The sequence below is a fragment of the Buchnera aphidicola (Myzocallis carpini) genome (genome assembly GCF_964059025.1).
In the GTDB taxonomy this organism is placed as follows: domain Bacteria; phylum Pseudomonadota; class Gammaproteobacteria; order Enterobacterales; family Enterobacteriaceae; genus Buchnera_L; species Buchnera_L aphidicola_AK.
This window is the reverse complement of sequence record NZ_OZ060376.1, coordinates 424,980-442,466: the sequence shown is the minus strand read 5'-3', so window position 1 is coordinate 442,466 and position 17,487 is coordinate 424,980. Positions and strand designations below refer to the sequence as shown.

General features: G+C 25.0%; 15 protein-coding genes and 4 tRNA genes. 12 read left to right on the top strand and 7 right to left on the bottom strand.

Going from position 1 to position 17,487, the window contains the following annotated elements:
• Window positions 1–529: 529 nt before the first annotated feature.
• A complete protein-coding gene (der, locus tag AB4W53_RS02150; RefSeq protein ID WP_367671866.1) occupies window positions 530–1,900 on the top strand; it encodes a ribosome biogenesis GTPase Der in 1,371 nt (456 codons plus the stop codon).
• A gap of 27 nt (window positions 1,901–1,927) precedes the next feature.
• Here the strand turns inward: der and fdx are convergent, their stop codons facing one another.
• The 3 genes from fdx to AB4W53_RS02135 all read right to left on the bottom strand — a co-directional run bounded on the left by fdx (window position 1,928) and on the right by AB4W53_RS02135 (window position 4,032).
• On the bottom strand, window positions 1,928–2,257 hold the full coding sequence (gene fdx / locus AB4W53_RS02145) for an ISC system 2Fe-2S type ferredoxin (protein ID WP_367671864.1): 330 nt from the start codon (window positions 2,255–2,257) through the stop codon (window positions 1,928–1,930).
• A gap of 139 nt (window positions 2,258–2,396) precedes the next feature.
• The gene (gene iscU / locus AB4W53_RS02140; RefSeq protein ID WP_367671862.1) at window positions 2,397–2,783 is read right to left on the bottom strand and encodes a Fe-S cluster assembly scaffold IscU; all 387 of its coding nucleotides are present in this window, start codon (window positions 2,781–2,783) and stop codon (window positions 2,397–2,399) included.
• 34 nt (window positions 2,784–2,817) lie between these two features.
• Window positions 2,818–4,032, bottom strand: coding sequence for an IscS subfamily cysteine desulfurase (locus AB4W53_RS02135; protein WP_367672140.1), 1,215 nt, complete (start codon window positions 4,030–4,032; stop codon window positions 2,818–2,820).
• Between the two features lie 178 nt (window positions 4,033–4,210).
• On the opposite strand from AB4W53_RS02135, the gene AB4W53_RS02130 reads away from it, so the two are divergent.
• The 8 genes from AB4W53_RS02130 to AB4W53_RS02095 all read left to right on the top strand — a co-directional run bounded on the left by AB4W53_RS02130 (window position 4,211) and on the right by AB4W53_RS02095 (window position 10,408).
• Window positions 4,211–4,284 (top strand) — tRNA-Trp (locus tag AB4W53_RS02130).
• Between the two features lie 153 nt (window positions 4,285–4,437).
• Window positions 4,438–6,312, top strand: a complete 1,875-nt coding sequence (gene ilvD / locus AB4W53_RS02125; protein ID WP_367671860.1) for a dihydroxy-acid dehydratase — start codon at window positions 4,438–4,440, stop codon at window positions 6,310–6,312.
• Window positions 6,313–6,406: 94 nt separating this feature from the next.
• A complete protein-coding gene (gene ilvC, locus AB4W53_RS02120; protein ID WP_367671858.1) occupies window positions 6,407–7,879 on the top strand; it encodes a ketol-acid reductoisomerase in 1,473 nt (490 codons plus the stop codon).
• Between the two features lie 362 nt (window positions 7,880–8,241).
• The gene (gene trxA, locus AB4W53_RS02115; protein ID WP_367671856.1) at window positions 8,242–8,580 is read left to right on the top strand and encodes a thioredoxin; all 339 of its coding nucleotides are present in this window, start codon (window positions 8,242–8,244) and stop codon (window positions 8,578–8,580) included.
• A gap of 158 nt (window positions 8,581–8,738) precedes the next feature.
• Window positions 8,739–9,998 (top strand): transcription termination factor Rho, encoded by a 1,260-nt coding sequence (gene rho, locus AB4W53_RS02110; RefSeq protein ID WP_367671854.1) that lies wholly within the window; start codon window positions 8,739–8,741, stop codon window positions 9,996–9,998.
• 53 nt (window positions 9,999–10,051) lie between these two features.
• Window positions 10,052–10,125 (top strand) — tRNA-Arg (locus tag AB4W53_RS02105).
• A gap of 90 nt (window positions 10,126–10,215) precedes the next feature.
• A tRNA-His gene (locus tag AB4W53_RS02100) sits at window positions 10,216–10,288 on the top strand.
• Window positions 10,289–10,334: 46 nt separating this feature from the next.
• Window positions 10,335–10,408: transfer RNA gene (locus AB4W53_RS02095), tRNA-Pro, on the top strand.
• A gap of 47 nt (window positions 10,409–10,455) precedes the next feature.
• Here AB4W53_RS02095 and cyaY read toward each other — a convergent pair.
• Entirely contained in the window at window positions 10,456–10,803 is a 348-nt protein-coding gene (cyaY, locus tag AB4W53_RS02090; protein ID WP_367671852.1) for an iron donor protein CyaY, read from the bottom strand.
• A gap of 114 nt (window positions 10,804–10,917) precedes the next feature.
• Between cyaY and dapF the strand changes: the two genes are divergently transcribed.
• Complete coding sequence (gene dapF, locus AB4W53_RS02085; protein ID WP_367671850.1) at window positions 10,918–11,766, top strand: diaminopimelate epimerase; 849 nt, start codon at window positions 10,918–10,920, stop codon at window positions 11,764–11,766.
• A gap of 114 nt (window positions 11,767–11,880) precedes the next feature.
• Window positions 11,881–13,137 (top strand): MFS transporter, encoded by a 1,257-nt coding sequence (locus AB4W53_RS02080; protein WP_367671848.1) that lies wholly within the window; start codon window positions 11,881–11,883, stop codon window positions 13,135–13,137.
• Between the two features lie 94 nt (window positions 13,138–13,231).
• Here the strand turns inward: AB4W53_RS02080 and AB4W53_RS02075 are convergent, their stop codons facing one another.
• Entirely contained in the window at window positions 13,232–13,975 is a 744-nt protein-coding gene (locus AB4W53_RS02075) for a class I SAM-dependent methyltransferase (RefSeq protein WP_367671846.1), read from the bottom strand.
• A 395-nt stretch (window positions 13,976–14,370) separates the two neighbouring features.
• Between AB4W53_RS02075 and epmA the strand changes: the two genes are divergently transcribed.
• A complete protein-coding gene (gene epmA / locus AB4W53_RS02070; RefSeq protein ID WP_367671845.1) occupies window positions 14,371–15,330 on the top strand; it encodes an elongation factor P--(R)-beta-lysine ligase in 960 nt (319 codons plus the stop codon).
• A 14-nt stretch (window positions 15,331–15,344) separates the two neighbouring features.
• On the opposite strand, the gene AB4W53_RS02065 is transcribed toward epmA, so the two are convergent.
• Both AB4W53_RS02065 and hslU read right to left on the bottom strand, forming a co-directional pair.
• Complete coding sequence (locus AB4W53_RS02065) at window positions 15,345–16,094, bottom strand: FAD-binding oxidoreductase (RefSeq protein ID WP_367671843.1); 750 nt, start codon at window positions 16,092–16,094, stop codon at window positions 15,345–15,347.
• 58 nt (window positions 16,095–16,152) lie between these two features.
• Window positions 16,153–17,481: an ATP-dependent protease ATPase subunit HslU gene (gene hslU / locus AB4W53_RS02060; protein WP_367671841.1), complete on the bottom strand. Its 1,329-nt coding sequence runs from the start codon at window positions 17,479–17,481 to the stop codon at window positions 16,153–16,155.
• Between the last annotated feature and the right edge of the window lie 6 nt (window positions 17,482–17,487).

Here is a 17,487-nt window from a genome sequence, read left to right as displayed (position 1 = left end):
TATGTTCCCTATGGATGACTGGAGCCTGGGGGGGGTGGGTACATAAACTATTCAATTAGTGTAGATATTTTTACTAGAGAATTATACATATTACATGTTGTACATATTTCTTATAATATATAGAAAAGAAATATTTATGTGGTTTGATAATTTAAATTAATGTTCTGATTTATACTATTTATATATATTAAAATAAGATAAATTTTTATTTGATATAATATTATAAAATTATAGAGTTTTTTAAATATTGTAATAATTTATTAATTGTATAATTGCTATGAATATAATTTTATTATAATCTATATTATATATATATTTTATAATAATACAACTGATATTTTTTAAAAGATATCATTAGAATTTTTATTTTTATTAAAAATTTTATTTTATTTTTAATATACATATAATGTAGTACATGAAAAATTTTTGAAAAATTTATATTTGAATATATAATATAATAAATTTCATTATTATAGTTATTTTTATTGTATTTTTATATTTTATAACACTTTGATGAGTATATGTATATATGACATTTATAATATCATTAATTGGTTCGTCTAATGTAGGAAAATCTACTTTATTTAATATATTAACAAAAAAAAAAAATGCATTAGTTAACGATCATAATCATTTTACTCGTGATCGAAAGTATGGAATACTAAAATTCCAAAAGTTTTTTATAAATATTATTGATACCGCAGGTATTGAAAAAATCAAGAATCATAAAGATATTTTAAAAAAAAAAATAATGAATCAAACATTAACAGCAATTTTTGAATCACATTTAATTATATTTGTCATAAATGCAAAAAATAATATTACTTATGACGATATAGATTTTATTACTACAATACAAAAACAAAAAAAAGAAATATTTTTAGTAGTTAATAAAATTGATAGTATAAAATGTTATTCAGATTTTATATATCAATATCATATTTCTGGTATAAAAAATGTTTTTGCAATTTCAGCTTTGAAAAATATTGGTATTCATATATTAAAAGATAAAATAAAAAAATGGGTATTATATAATATATATCTTTTTTATTATTTTCGAAATTTATATCCTAATCATTTTTTTTCTAAAAATATTTGTTATTCTGAAAAAATAATTACGATTTCTGTAGTTGGTAAACCAAATGTTGGAAAATCAACATTATTAAATAGTTTATTAAATGAAAATAGAGTTGTGACACATCATATACCTGGTACTACAAGAGATAGTATTTCAATAGAACATTTTTGTTTAAATCAAAGATATATGATTATTGACACTGCTGGAATTAATAGTAAAAATGTTAATCAAATACAATCTTTATCTATTATGCAAACATTACACGCAATTCAGAATTCTAATATTATTATAGTAGTGATAGATTCAAAACAAGAAATTTCTAAAAAAGATTTGTGGATTTTAAATACTGTTATAGAATCTGGAAAACTATTGTTGATTATTTTTAATAAAGCAGAAAATTTATCTTTACAAAAAAAGAAAAACATTCAAAATACTTTATTAGAAAGATATAAAATGTTAAAATTTTTTAAAATACATTTTATTTCTGCTTTGTACAAATTAGGTATTAAAAAAATTTTTTCATTAATTCAAATGATGTATACTCAATCTAATAGATTAATGAAATCCTCTCAGCTTACAAAAATGTTATATACTGCAATAAAACAACATCCTCCGAAAATTATTCAAGGTAAAAAAATTAAGTTACAATATGCACATCCTGGAGGATATTATCCTCCAACGATTATTATTCATGGAATGAATACACATTATATTTCTAAAACGTATCATCGGTATTTAATATATTTTTTTCAACAATCTTTAGGTGTGGAAGATATCAACATAAAAATTGTTTTTAAAAATAAAAAAAATCCATATATGTAATTTTCGATATCATAATAATATTTTTACTTAGTAATTTGATTTATACGGTGGTATTTTTACAATAATATTACAGGATAAATTAATAATTTTTGCTTGACAAGATAATCTACTATAGTATTCTACTCCCCAAGCTTTGTCTAAAACATCATTTTCTTTTTCAGTAATTTTAGATAATGCATTGTATCCCTCTCGAATAATACAATGACATGTACTACATGCGCAAGATTTTTCGCATGCATGTTGCATATTAATGTCATTTTCGAGAGCAATATCCAAAATAGTTTTTCCGATTTCCATATTACAACTAGTTTTTTTCGGTAATAATATTTTATGTGGAAGAAAAATAATTTTTGACATATTTGGACCTCATAAATATTAATATTTTATATTTATAATATTAATATTTTATTTTTGAATAACAATATAATTTTATATAAAATATTTATTATCCTGATATATTTAAATATTTTTAAATACAACAGGATATTTAAAAATATTATTTGTTAATTTTTTTTTTATAATCAGCAATAGCAGCTTTAATAGCTTCTTCTGCTAGAATTGAGCAATGAATTTTTACTGGAGGTAGATCTAATTCTTCTGCAATAGTAGTATTTTTTATATTTTCTGCTTCTTGAATAGATTTTCCTTTAATCCATTCAGTAATTAAGGAACTTGAAGCAATAGCAGAACCGCAACCATATGTTTTAAAACACGCATCTTCAATAATGCCTTTTTTATTTACTTTAATTTGTAATTTCATAACATCTCCGCATGCTGGGGCTCCTACTAGTCCATTTCCAATTTTTTTAGATGTAATATTTTGGAAAGATCCAACATTACGAGGATTTTCATAATGATCTAATACTTTTTTACTATATGTCATAGTGCAATACCTTTTAAGTGGAAAATGAAATTATTTAATTATGTTTCCATGTGACTTTATTCAAATCAATACCTGATTTAAACATTTCCCATAACGGGGATAATTCTCGTAGTTTTTTTATTGCTTGATGAATCATATCAATTGTATATTGAATTTCTTCTGCTGTTGTAAATCTTCCTATTGAAAATCTAATTGAACTATGTGCCAGTTCATCTTTTAATCCTAAAGCACGTAAAACATAGGAAGGTTCTAAACTAGATGAAGTACAGGCAGATCCAGAAGAAACAGCTAAATTTTTTAGTGCCATAATGAGTGATTCGCCTTCAACAAAATTAAAACTAACATTTAAAATATGTGGTGCGCTATATTGCAAATTAGTGTTTAAATATATTTCTTCTATATTTTGAATACCGATCCATAATTTTCTTCTTAATTCTATAGTTTTTAATGATTCATAAAAAAGATTTTTTTGAGCAATTTCACAAGCTTTTCCCATACCTACAATTTGGTGTACAGGTAATGTACCAGATCGCATTCCTCTTTCTTGACTACCTCCATGGATTTGTGCAGATAATCGAACTCTTGGTTTTCTTTTAATATATAATACCCCAATACCTTTAGGGCCATAAATTTTATGTGCTGAAAATGACATTAAATCGATGTGAATATTATTTAGATTGATGGGTATTTTACCGATACTTTGTGTTGCATCTACATGAAAGAAGATATTTTTAGAAATACAAAGTTCAGAAATTTTATTAATATTTTGTATGGTACCAGTTTCATTATTAGTATGCATAATAGAAATTAATATTGTACTTTTTTTAATACTGGATTGTATTTTTTGAATATCAATAATTCCATTGCATTCTGGATTGACATAAGTAACATCAAATCCTTTTTGTTCAAGATACTGACAAGGATCTAGTACTGATTTATGTTCTGTACTACTTGTAATAATATGATTACCTTTATTATTATAGTAATCACAAATTCCTTTAATTGCTAAATTATTAGATTCTGTTGCTCCAGATGTAAAAATAATTTCTCTACAATCGCAGTTAATTAATTTTGCAATTTGTTCTCTTGCTACATCTACCGCTTCTTCTGCTAACCATCCAAATTGATGTGAACGAGAAGCTGAATTTCCAAATGTACCGTCAATAGTTAAATATTTTACCATTTCTTGAACTACTTCAGGATCTGTAGGAGTAGTTGCAGCATAATCTAAATAAATTGGAAATTTTATCATTATTTTTCCTTAATACTGTATTCGTATTATGTATTTTTGTGATTTTGAAGAATTGATATCTTTTTAAATAATTTTTTTAAATATGATAGTATATTATAAATATGTTTTGTATGTGGTATATAATTTGCTAGTAGACTAAATATATTTATTACAGTATAATATTTATATTAGAAGAAGGGATGTAACTCAATTTGGTAGAGTATCGGTCTCCAAAACCGAAAGTTGTGGGTTCAATTCCCTCCATCCCTGTATATTTTAGTATATTCACACGACAATTGATATTTGAAATATTATATAAAATTTTTTATTAGAACATTTATAAATATTATTATAGAAGTGATCAATATTTTAAATTTTATATTGTACTTTTATATTTTAGCCACGATTTTAGAGATTAATATCATGCCTACATATCGTTCTAAAACAAGTACTAGTGGTCGAAATATGGCAGGAGCCAGATCTTTATGGCGTGCTACTGGAATGACAGATGAAGATTTTAACAAACCAATTATTGCAGTTGTCAATTCCTTTGTTCAATTTGTTCCAGGACATATACATTTACAACAAGTAGGAACAATGATTGTAGATGAAATTCATCGATCAAATCAAGCTGTTGCGAAAGAATTTAATACTATTGCTATTGATGATGGAATTGCTATGGGTCATGGAGGAATGTTATATTCTTTACCTTCTCGTGAATTAATTGCAGATTCTATTGAATATATGATTAATGCGCATTGTGTTGATGCAATGATATGTATTTCCAACTGTGATAAAATTACTCCGGCTATGTTTATGGCTGCTTTAAGATTAAATATACCAACTGTTTTCGTTTCCGGCGGACCTATGGAAGCCGGGAAAGTAAATAATATTCAAGGTGTACATAAAATTAATTTAGTAGATGCTATTAGTTATAGTGCGAATACTAATATTACAGATGATGTTGTATCCGAAATTGAAAAGTCAGCATGTCCGACTTGTGGTTCTTGTTCCGGTATGTTTACAGCAAATTCTATGAATTGTTTAATGGAAGCAATAGGATTGGCATTACCAGGAAATGGAACGTTGTTAGCTACACATATTGATAGAAAAAAACTATTTATCGAATCCGCAAAATTAATTGTGCAAGTAACTAAAAAGTACTATGAAGATAATGATGTAAATGTTTTACCTAGAAATATTGCAAATCAATTTTCTTTTGAGAATGCTATGCGATTAGATATTGCTATGGGAGGTTCAACAAATACTATACTACATCTTTTAGCTGCTGCACAAGAAGGAAATATTGATTTTAGTATGCATCATATTAATCAGTTATCAAGAAGTACACCACACTTATGTAAAGTAGCTCCTAGTACATCATTATATCATATGGAGGATGTACATCGTGCAGGAGGAGTGATGGGTATATTAGGAGAATTAAATAGAATTGGTTTAGTACATAATCATATAAAAAATATTTTAGGTATTTCTTTACAAGATACTTTGCAAAAGTATGACATTATGATTACTAAAGATAAAGAAATAATCAGTATGTTTTGTGCGGGACCTATGGGTATGAAAACTACCAAACCATATTCCCAATCGTTTCGATGGTTACAGTTAGATAAAAATCGTAAATCTGGTTGTATTCGTTCTGCAAATTTTTCTTTTAGTAAGGATGGTGGATTAGCAGTATTATATGGTAATTTAGCAAAAGATGGATGTATTATAAAAACTGCTAGTTTAGATAAAGAACAATTGGTTTTTGAAGGACCTGCAAAGGTTTTTGAAAGTCAAGAATCTGCTGTTACAGCTATATTAAATCATCAAATTGTTTCTGGAGATGTTGTGGTTATTAGGTATGAAGGTCCTAAAGGAGGACCAGGAATGCAAGAAATGTTGTATCCTACTACATATTTAAAATCAGTTGGAATAGACAAATCATGTGCATTAATTACTGATGGTCGTTTTTCAGGAGGTACATCAGGATTGTCTATTGGTCATATTTCTCCTGAAGCAGCAGATAGAGGATTAATTGCTTTAGTTCAAAATAATGATATTATATATATTAATATTCCTAAAAGAATGATTCATGTAAAAATCACAGATCAAGAAATTATGTTGCGCAAAAAAAAAGAGTTACAAGTTGATAATTCTTATCAACCAAAAAATAGAACAAGGTCTATTTCTTTAGCGTTAAAAATGTATGGGTTGTTTGCTACTAGTGCTGATCGTGGTGCTGTCAGAAATAAAGAGATGATTCATGCGTTTAATAATAAAAAAGATATTATATAAAATATATTTTGATAAAATTATTGTTAATATTTCATAATATATCTAATAAAAATAATCAATATTATACAATTTTTTAATAGTGGAAATTAATAATATGGATAATTATTTTAACAAATTGAATTTTCGTAATCAAATAACACAATTACAAAAATGTTTTTTTTTAAAAAAACAAGAATTTAATAATGTTATTCATTTTTTAAAAAATAAAAAAATAGTTATTATAGGTTGTGGTGCACAGGGATTAAACCAAGGTTTAAATATGCGTGATTCAGGTTTAAATATTTCGTATGCTTTAAAAAAAGAAAGTATCTTAAGTAAAAATAAATCTTGGAAAAATGTTAATGATTATAATTTTTCGTTTGGAGAATATTCTCAATTAATTCCTGAAGCAGATGTAGTAATTAATTTAACACCTGATAAACAACATTCTAGTGTTATTCAAACAATACAGCCATTAATGAAAAAAAATGCAGTATTAGGATATTCCCATGGATTTAATATTGTTGAAATGGGAGAAAAAATTAGAAAAGATATTACTGTGATTATGGTGGCTCCAAAATGTCCAGGAACAGAAGTCAGGGAAGAATATAAAAGAGGTTTTGGAGTACCTGCTTTAATTGCTGTACACGAAGATAATGATCCTTTACAAATCGGTTTTAATATTGCAAAAGCTTGGGCTTATTCCATTGGTAGTCACAATGCAGGTGTTTTACAATCTTCTTTTATTGCTGAAGTAAAATCAGATTTAATGGGAGAGCAAACTATATTATGCGGATTATTACAATCAAGTTCTATAGTACTTTATGATACTTTAATATCTAATGGATACACAGAAGATTATGCAGTAAAACTATTACAAAATGGTTGGGAAGTAATTACAGAAGCTTTAAAGCATGGTGGAATAACACTGATGTTGCATCGGTTATCTAATACTGCTAAATTTCGAGCATGTGTATTATCTGATTCTATTAAAAAAATTTTTACTCCTTTATTTCAAAAACATATGGATGATATTCTTTCTGGAAAATTTTCAGCTGATATGATGGTAGATTGGAAGAATAAAGATTGTAATTTATTAGCATGGAGAAAAAAAATACAACATACTTCTTTTGAAGAAGCTGCGGTATCTCATGCGATAATTGATGAAAATAATTATTTTGATTGTGGAACTTTAATGGTTGCAATATTAAAAGCTGGAGTAGAACTATCTTTCGAAATTATGGTTTCTGCTGGAATTAAAGAAGAATCTGCATATTATGAATCTTTACATGAATTGCCATTAATTGCAAATACGATTTCCAGAAAACGTTTATATGAAATGAATTTAGTGATTTCTGATACTGCAGAATATGGTAGTTATTTATTTACAAACCAATCCATTCCTATTTTAAAGACTTTTTTAAAAACAATAAAATCGGAAGATCTTGGTTGTATATATCCAAATAAAGTGATTGATAATGTGAAATTACAAAAATTAAACGAAAAAATTTCTAATCATAAAATTGAGATAGTAGGTAGGAAACTAAGAAAATATATGATTAATATGAAAAAAATTTCCAGTTGTTAAAAATTTATTATATAGATTTAAAAATCTATTCATGCGATATAATAATATTATAGAAATTTTTTTTAAAAATTATTAGCATATATGCTAATATGAGCAATATTGTTAAATATTATTCATAATATATTTTGTATTGAAGCAATGAAATACCATTTATATCAGATATATATAATCCATTTTGATAAAACATTTTTAATATATACAATACTTTTTAATAATTTTTATAAGATAATATATTTATTTCATATGAATTATATATTGAATTTTATTATATAAAATCATTTTATTAAGATCATATTAGTGTAATTATTATTTTTACTTTAAAATATTGAAAATTTTTTTTAAAATATTTATGGGAATGTATGATGTCGAATAATTATATAATTAATTTAACAAATAAAAATTTTAAAAAAATTGTTCTTCAAGAAGAAAAACCAGTTTTTGTAGATTTTTGGGCTGAATGGTGTAGTCCTTGTAAACTATTACTTCCAATTTTAGAAGAAATCGCAATACAATATCATGAAAATATAATTTTTACAAAAGTTAATGTTGATCATTGTTCTGAGATTGCTACTAAATTTGAAATACAAAGTATACCAACTCTATTATTATTTAAAAATAAACAGGTTATATCAAAAAATATTGGTTTAATTTCTAAAAATGAGATTAAAAAATTGATTACATTACATTTAAATTTAGAATAATTTTTGTATTTTCAGTTAATGAAAATTTCTAGATATTTTTTAAATATAATGTTACTATCATGATAATATGACTCTATTTTAGAAGATTTTTATATTTGTAAAATTTTTGATATAATTTCTAAAATTTCATTTCAGATTTTTATTAAGAAATAATTTTTATGAATCTTACTACACTAAAAAATATGTTAGTTTCTGAATTAATTATACTTGGCGATAATATTGGACTGGAAAATTTAGCTCGTATGCGTAAACAAGATATCATCTTTACTATTCTTAAGCAACATTCAAAAAGTGGAGAAGATATCTTTGGAGACGGGGTATTAGAAATATTACAAGATGGATTTGGTTTTTTACGGTCTTCTGATAGTTCTTATTTAGCTGGTCCAGATGACATATATGTTTCTCCTAGTCAAATTAGAAAATTGAATTTAAGAACTGGAGATACTATTTCGGGAAAAATTCGTCCCCCAAAAGAAGGGGAGCGATACTTTGCTTTATTACAAGTGAAGACAATTAATTATGAAAAACCAGAAAATGTTAGAAGCAAAATATTATTTGAAAATTTAACTCCATTGCATACTAATATTAGATTAAAAATGGAAAGAGGAAATGGATCTCCTGAAGATGTAACAACACGTGTATTAGATCTATCTACACCTATTGGTAGGGGACAAAGGGGATTAATTGTAGCTCCTCCTAAAGCAGGAAAAACTATGTTGTTACAAAGTATCGCGAAAAGTATTATGAATAATTATCCAGAATGTATTTTAATAGTGTTATTAATTGATGAACGACCTGAAGAAGTTACTGAAATGCAAAGATTGGTAACAGGAGAAGTTATTGCATCTACTTTTGATGAACCGGCCATGCGTCATATCCAAGTGGCTGAAATGGTTCTTGAAAAAGCAAAACGATTAGTAGAACATAAAAAAGATGTAATCATTTTATTAGATTCTATTACTAGATTAGCAAGAGCATATAATACTGTTATTCCATCTTCTGGAAAAGTATTAACGGGTGGAATAGATTCTAATGCATTACATCGACCGAAACGTTTTTTTGGAGCTGCTAGAAATGTAGAAGAAGGGGGTAGTTTAACGATTATTGCAACTGCTTTAATTGATACAGGTTCGAAAATGGATGAGGTTATTTATGAAGAATTTAAAGGTACTGGAAATATGGAATTATTATTATCAAGAAAAATAGCAGAAAGACGTATTTTCCCAGCTATTGATTACAGTCGTTCTGGTACTAGAAAAGAAGAATTGTTAATTTCTTCCAATGAATTGAAAAAAATGTGGGTTTTACGGAAAATTATTAACCCTATGAATGAAATTGATGCTATGGAGTTTTTAATTAATAAATTATCCATGACTAAAACAAACCATGATTTTTTTAATATGATGAAAAGATCATAAAATATTTTTATTATAAATGTTATTATTTTATGTTTTTATAATACAAATATTTTGCGCTCGTAGCTCAGTTGGATAGAGCGCTACCCTCCGAAGGTAGAGGTCTCAGGTTCAAATCCTGTCGAGCGCACAAATAAATTATAGATATTTGTTAAAAAATATTTACTCTATACATAAAATATGTTATATTAAAATTCGTATTTTATATTATAATATTTTGGTGACTATAGCTCAGTTGGTAGAGTCCTGGATTGTGGTTCCAGATGTCATGGGTTCGAGCCCCATTAGTCACCCATATTTTGTATTTTCCATTATCAATAAATTCATTTTTCAAAGATTCGGCGAATAGCGCAGCTTGGTAGCGCAACTGGTTTGGGACCAGTAGGTCAGGGGTTCAAATCCTCTTTCGCCGAAAATATTTTAAAAAATATTGAAAAATGTTATTATTTTTTGAAATTTTTTATATTATATTTAGAAATTTTTTTGAAAAATTAGTTTTTTCTTTTGATTGTATATAGAATGACTCGTCTAAAATATTCCAAAAATTTTTACGAGTTCGATTACAAATCCAATTATTATTGATATAATTAAAATGATATCCATTGCATTTTGTTGCTAACCATAATTGTTGATATATTTCTTGTTTACTAATAATAATTTTATTTTTTTTAGAAAAAGTTATTGTCATCATTTGATTATTAATTTCGTAATCTATATCATTTTTGTTATTAAAAGTATCTAAATATTCCTCTATTATGAATAATGTTTTATTAAAAACAATATTAAACTTACTTTTAAGATCACGCATATATTCATACCCTAATATTAATATTTCATTTAAATGATTTTTTATATTAATGATAAATATAATTTTGGTGGTAATATTATTAATGTAATGAATAGTTAGGTCAGTGATGATAATATGATAAATATAAATAAAAAAATATATTTTTCAAAGATGCATGGATTAGGAAATGATTTTGTTGTTATAGATAATATAAATCAAAATGTTACATTTTCGATAAAAATGATAAAAAAATTATCTAATCGAAATACTGGAATAGGGTTTGATCAATTACTTCTTGTTGAAAAATCAAATAATAAAAAATATGATTTTTATTATCGTATTTTTAATTCTGATGGATCTGAAGTATTTCAATGTGGAAATGGAGCAAGATGTTTTGCATATTTTGTATATTTAAAAAAATTAACAAATAAAAAAAAAATTTTTGTAAAAACGTATACTAGTGATATTTGTATAAAAATAATTAATAAAAATGAAATTATTGTAAATATGGGTAAACCAAAATTTAATATTCATAATATTCCAAAATTTCATATTGATAATTTTTCTTTACAGACTTTGAATATCAATAATCAGATTATACAATTTGGAAATATTTTTATTGGTAATCCGCATTGTATAATAGTTGTTCATAATATTAAAAAATATCCAGTGGGAAAAATAGGAAAAATAATAAATAGTAATTATAATGATTTTCCAGATGGTGTAAATGTTAATTTTATGGAAGTTATTTCTCCTAACAGTATTATACTACGAGTATATGAACGAGGTGTAGGAGAAACACAAGCATGTGGAAGTGGAGCGTGTGCTTCTGTTGTGTTTGGTATTCTACAAAAGATTTTATCTTCGAGTGTTGTGGTAACACTTTCTGGTGGGAATTTAAAAATTTCTTGGATGGGTGATACTCATTCTGTATATATGTCAGGTCCTGCAGAACATGTATATGATGGTTATATAAAAGTTTGATTTTTATTTTTGAATTTTTATTTTATATAATATTTAATATTTTAGATTGCAAGTGATAGTATATTCTATACAATATTTTATATTTTGTTAAATTTTATCTTTTAGGAGACAATTTTGTTAAATCGTAATAACAATATATATAAGAATTGTAAAAATAATATTATTATAAATAATTCTCATAAAGAGAAAACATATATTCAAAAAGGTACTATAGTTTTTAATAAAGTAATTCTAGCATTGTTTGCTGCTGGATTAGCGACTTTTTCTATCTTATATTGTGTACAACCTATCTTACCTACATTTTCAAGTACATTTCATTTAACACCGGCTGAAAGTAGTTTATCTTTATCAGTTGCTACTGCTTCCATGGCTTTTGGTATGTTATTTACTGGTTCTTTATCAGATACTTTTGGAAGAAAGGTGATCATGAGTACTTCGTTATTATTAGCAACATTATTAACAATTTTATGTTCTGCTATGCACACTTGGTTAGAAATTATTGTTACTAGAACTTTTACTGGATTATCATTAAGTGGTGTAGCAGCAGTTGCGATGACATATTTGAGTGAAGAAATACACCCTAATGTACTACCTTTTGCAATTGGTTTGTATATTAGTGGAAATACAATTGGTGGTTTTTCTGGTAGATTTTTAAGTAGTGTTTTAGTGAATTATTGTTCTTGGGGAAAATCGTTATTTATTATTGGGATGCTATCTTTAATTGGATCGTTATTATTTGTATGTTTATTGCCTCCTTCAAAGAATTTTCGTAGTATTTCTTTACAACCAAAAAAAATTCTTGGTAATTTTCTTATACAATTACATGACGAAGTATTGCCTGTTTTATTTATTATTGGATTTATTTTAATGGGTAGTTTTGTGACTTTATTTAATTATGTTGGTTATCGATTAATGATACAACCCTTTTCTTTAAACCAAGTAATAATAGGTTTAATATCTATTGTATATTTAACTGGTGCATATAGTTCACCAAAAGCGAGTGAATTTATCAAAAAATATGGTAGAAAAAAAGTATTGATTTATTCTTTGTTAATTATGATTTTGGGTATTATAGTAACACAATGGAATTATTTAATTTTTATCATATTGGGTTTAATGATTTTTTCTAGTGGTTTTTTTTCTGCACATTCTGTTGCAAGTAGCTGGATTGGACATCGTTCTCAAGTGGCTAAAGGTCAGGCATCATCATTATATTTGTGTTGTTATTATCTTGGTTCTAGTATTTTAGGTACTTTTGGTGGTTTTTTTTGGTCTTTAGGCAGTTGGTTGGGAATTTCTTTTTTTATTATTGCAATCTTATTGATTGGTATCAATATAACTAATAGGATTAGTGAAGAAGAAAGTCATTAGGAAATATTAAAATTTTGAGAATATTTAGTAATATTTTTATATTATAATATCTAATATGTGAGTTGTATCACATAATGAATTTTTTATATATTTTTTATTTTTTTTTTATTAAATAAATATCAAATCTGTGTTTTTTTGTTTTTATATTAAAATCTGGAAGATCATTCGAAATGTATTTGGATGTCATTTTTCTTTTTACTACAATTCTATTTTTTGCAAATTGTTTACATTGTTGAAATAAAATATGAGAATCTGTATCATTTCCAATTAATTTTTGAATAGTTTGCATATTTTTTTTTGGTAACGATTTTTTTTTTTTTTGTGGAAACATAGGATCAAGATAAATAACATCTGGTTTTAATATTTTTATTTTTTTTAGATTGTTACTAGTATTATAGATTAATTGTATATTTTTTTTCATGAGAATTCCGATTTTATGGTTTTGAAAACCTCTGTATAAACCATCGTATAATAATATTGATAATATAGGATTTTTTTCTACCATAGTGACTTTACAACCATGTGAAAAAAATATAAAAGAATCTTTTCCGACACCAGCAGTACTATCTAATACATGTGGAATATAATTTTTTTTTATTCCAAGTGTTTGTATTATTTTTATCTTTTTATCTTTTTTATATTTTTGGAATTTTTTGTAATTAAAATCAACCCATATATTTTTTTCTTTATTTTTTAAATTGTTTTGTAATTCAATTCTATGATTTTTAATAATTAATGAAAAATTAGTATTTTTTGTATTTTTTATTCCCCAGGTTTTAGTAATAAATTCATATTTTTTTTTAGTATCTGTATTAATAATTTCAATAGGATATTTCATTGGTATTTATATTGAATGAAGTTTTATTAAATTAAATATTATTGATATAATAATTATTATATTATAAATATTGTTATAAAGTATTTGAATATTATGTAAATTTTATATATTGAAAGATTATATAATATATAATTATAATATATATTATAATTTTATATGTCGTATATACTATTATAGTATACAACTGATATGATTATACTGATTACTGTTTTCGTAAAAATTTATTTATATTTTTTGAAAATATGATTTATATGTAATAAATATATATTTTGATATGTATAAAAAGTTTTTTAAAAATTTATAAAAATTTTTTGAGTATAGTAAATGTTATTGTTATGTAACATTATAAGTATAAAAATATCATTCAATTTTCTACTTATTTTATAAGAATGATTATGACATTTGGAATCCCAAATATATCTCATAAAATATTATATGAAAGAAATAATATTTTATTTAAAATACGTAATTTCTTTTCAAAAAATAACATTCTAGAAATAGAAACACCAATATTAACAAAATATACAATTACTGACATTAATATTTTACCATTTCAAGTTTTGAATCATAATAATGATGCAAAGATGTGGTTAATTACAAGTCCAGAATATCATATGAAAAGATTGTTAGCTTCTGGTATAGGACCTATTTATCAAATTTGTCATGTTTTTCGTAATGAAGAATTTGGTAAAATTCATAATCCAGAATTTACTATGCTTGAATGGTATCAACCGTTTTATAATATGTTTGATATGATGGAATTTATTGAAAAATTTTTCTTGAATATTTTTGATATTCAGTATGTTGAAAAAATATCTTATAAAGATATTTTTATAAAATATTTTTCTATTAATCCAGAAGCAATTAGTATTCAGGAATTAAATGGTATTTTAAAAAAAATACATCAAAAACATTTAATTAATCATAAAAACTCTATTACAGATTTATTAAATTTAATTTTTATGATAGGGATACAACCAAATATTGGAAATGATGTTCCTATTTTTATATATCATTATCCTGCAGAACAAGCTTTATTAGCTTGTATTAATAAGTATAATGCATATGTTTCAGACCGTTTTGAAATTTTTTTTAAGGGATTAGAACTAGGTAATGGTTTTTATGAATTAATTGACGGTACTGAACAAATGAAAAGGTTTCAAAAAGATAATATTTTTAGGAAAAAGAATAATTTACCAGTGCAATCGATTGATATGAGATTAATTAATGCTATAAATTCTAAGTATATGCCTAATTGTTCTGGAATAGCGATTGGTTTAGATCGTTTAATAATGATGATTTTGAATACTGATAGTTTGCATGATACTTTATCTTTTTCTTTTGAAAATTGTTAATATTTTTAATATGATTACCAATAATTTTCTTGACTAATATGCCCTGGTTTTCTACGAAAATGTTTTTGTAGATTTTTATATTTTATGAGCACAGATGTTGTATCTTTTACCATATCGGGGTTTCCACATAACATAACATGAGAATTATTTTTATGCATAATGTATCCAACATTATTTTCAATAGCTTGATTTTTTAATAGTTTAGGAATTCTTCCTTGCAGGGAACCCGGATCTTTTTCTTGACTGGTAATAGTTTGTAAAATTAATTTATTATAGTATTTTTTTTGTATTTTCTGTATTAATTTTTTATATATAAGTTCATCTTTGTATTTTGTAGCATAAGTAAGTATTATTTTTTTAAATTTATCGAGTCCTTTTCCATCTTGTAAGATTGAACAAAATGGACCTACAGCAGTTCCTGTAGCGAACATCCATAATATTTCACATGATGGAATTTCATTAATTGTAAAGAAACCAGCAGAATATTTTGATATGTTAATGATATCTCCAGGTTTTAAACGATATAGTTGGTTTGTCATAATACCATTTGGTATTCTTGTAATGCAAAATTCTAAATTTGTATTATTAGGAGCATTAACATATGAATATATTCGGTAAATATTTTTATTCTCATGATTTTTTATTGAAAATTTACTAAATTGTCCTGCAATAAATGGAGATATTGGGGCATGTAAAATGATTTTAAAGAGTTTTTGATTCCATTTTTTATTTTTAATGACTTTTGCATTTACCCACTCTGTCATTTTATATCCCTGATGATAAAATATCTTAATAATAAAATTGTATATATTTATAAGGATTTTATAACATAAATTTACCAAATTCTTCTTTAGGTATTAACTGATCTAAATGTTTACTTACATATTCTGCATTAATATCAATATTTTTTTCTTTTACCTCAGTTGCATAAAATGATATATCTTCCATTAATCCTTCTAATAATGTATATAATCTTCTAGCACCAATATTTTCTACAATATCATTGATTTTCCATGCTGCTTCTGAAATTTTTTGTATTCCGTCTTCTGTAAAATTAATATTGAGACCTTCAGTTTTCATCAGTGCGATATATTGTTTTATAAGAGATGTTTTAGGTTCTTGGAGAATTTTTTTAAAATCTGCTATATTTAATGGGTGTAATTTTACTCGTATTGGTAATCTTCCTTGTAGTTCTGGAATTAGTTCAGAAGTACTGGATATTTGAAATGCTCCTGAAGTAATAAATAAAATATGATCTGTTTTTACTATTCCGTGTTTAGTAGATACCGAGCATCCTTCAATTAATGGTAATAAATCTCTTTGTACACCTTCTCTTGAAACATCTAATCCATTTACGCCTCTTTTTCTGCAAATTTTATCTAATTCGTCAATAAAAACGATTCCATTTTGTTCTACTTCTTGAATAGCTTCTATTTTTATTTCTTCCATATTTAATAACTTATTTGCTTCTTCTTCTGTTAATATTTTTATCGCATCTTTAATTTTAAATTTCTTTTTATTTTTTTTATAGCTATTAATACTTTGAAATAACAATTGCAATTGATTTGTTAATTCTTCTATTCCTAATGGAGCCATAATTTCTACTCCTGCAGGATAATTCATGATACTAATTTCAATTTCTTTATCGTCTAGTTTTCCTTCTTTTAATTGCTGATGAAAAATTTTCATAGTATTTGTAGGATGTGGAATATTTTTTTGTGTTTCTTTATCTTTTACTTTTGGTATTAGAATATCTAGTATTCTTTGTTCTGCAATTTTTTTAGCATGTTTTTGATTTTGTTGAATTTTTTGTGTTCGTATTGTTTTTATTGCTGCTTCTGTTAGATCTTTGATAATAGAATCTACTTCTTTCCCAACATATCCTACTTCTGTAAATTTTGTTGCTTCTACTTTTATAAAAGGAGCTTGAACTAATTTTGATAATCTTCTAGCAATTTCTGTTTTTCCTACTCCAGTAGGTCCAATCATGAGAATATTTTTAGGTGTTATTTCTCTACGTAATGAACTTTTTAATTGCATTCTTCTCCAACGATTTCTTAGTGCTACTGCTACAGCACGTTTTGCTTTTTCTTGCCCAATGATAAATTTATCCAGCTCTTTTACAATTTCACGAGGAGTCATTGTTGACATAGAGAA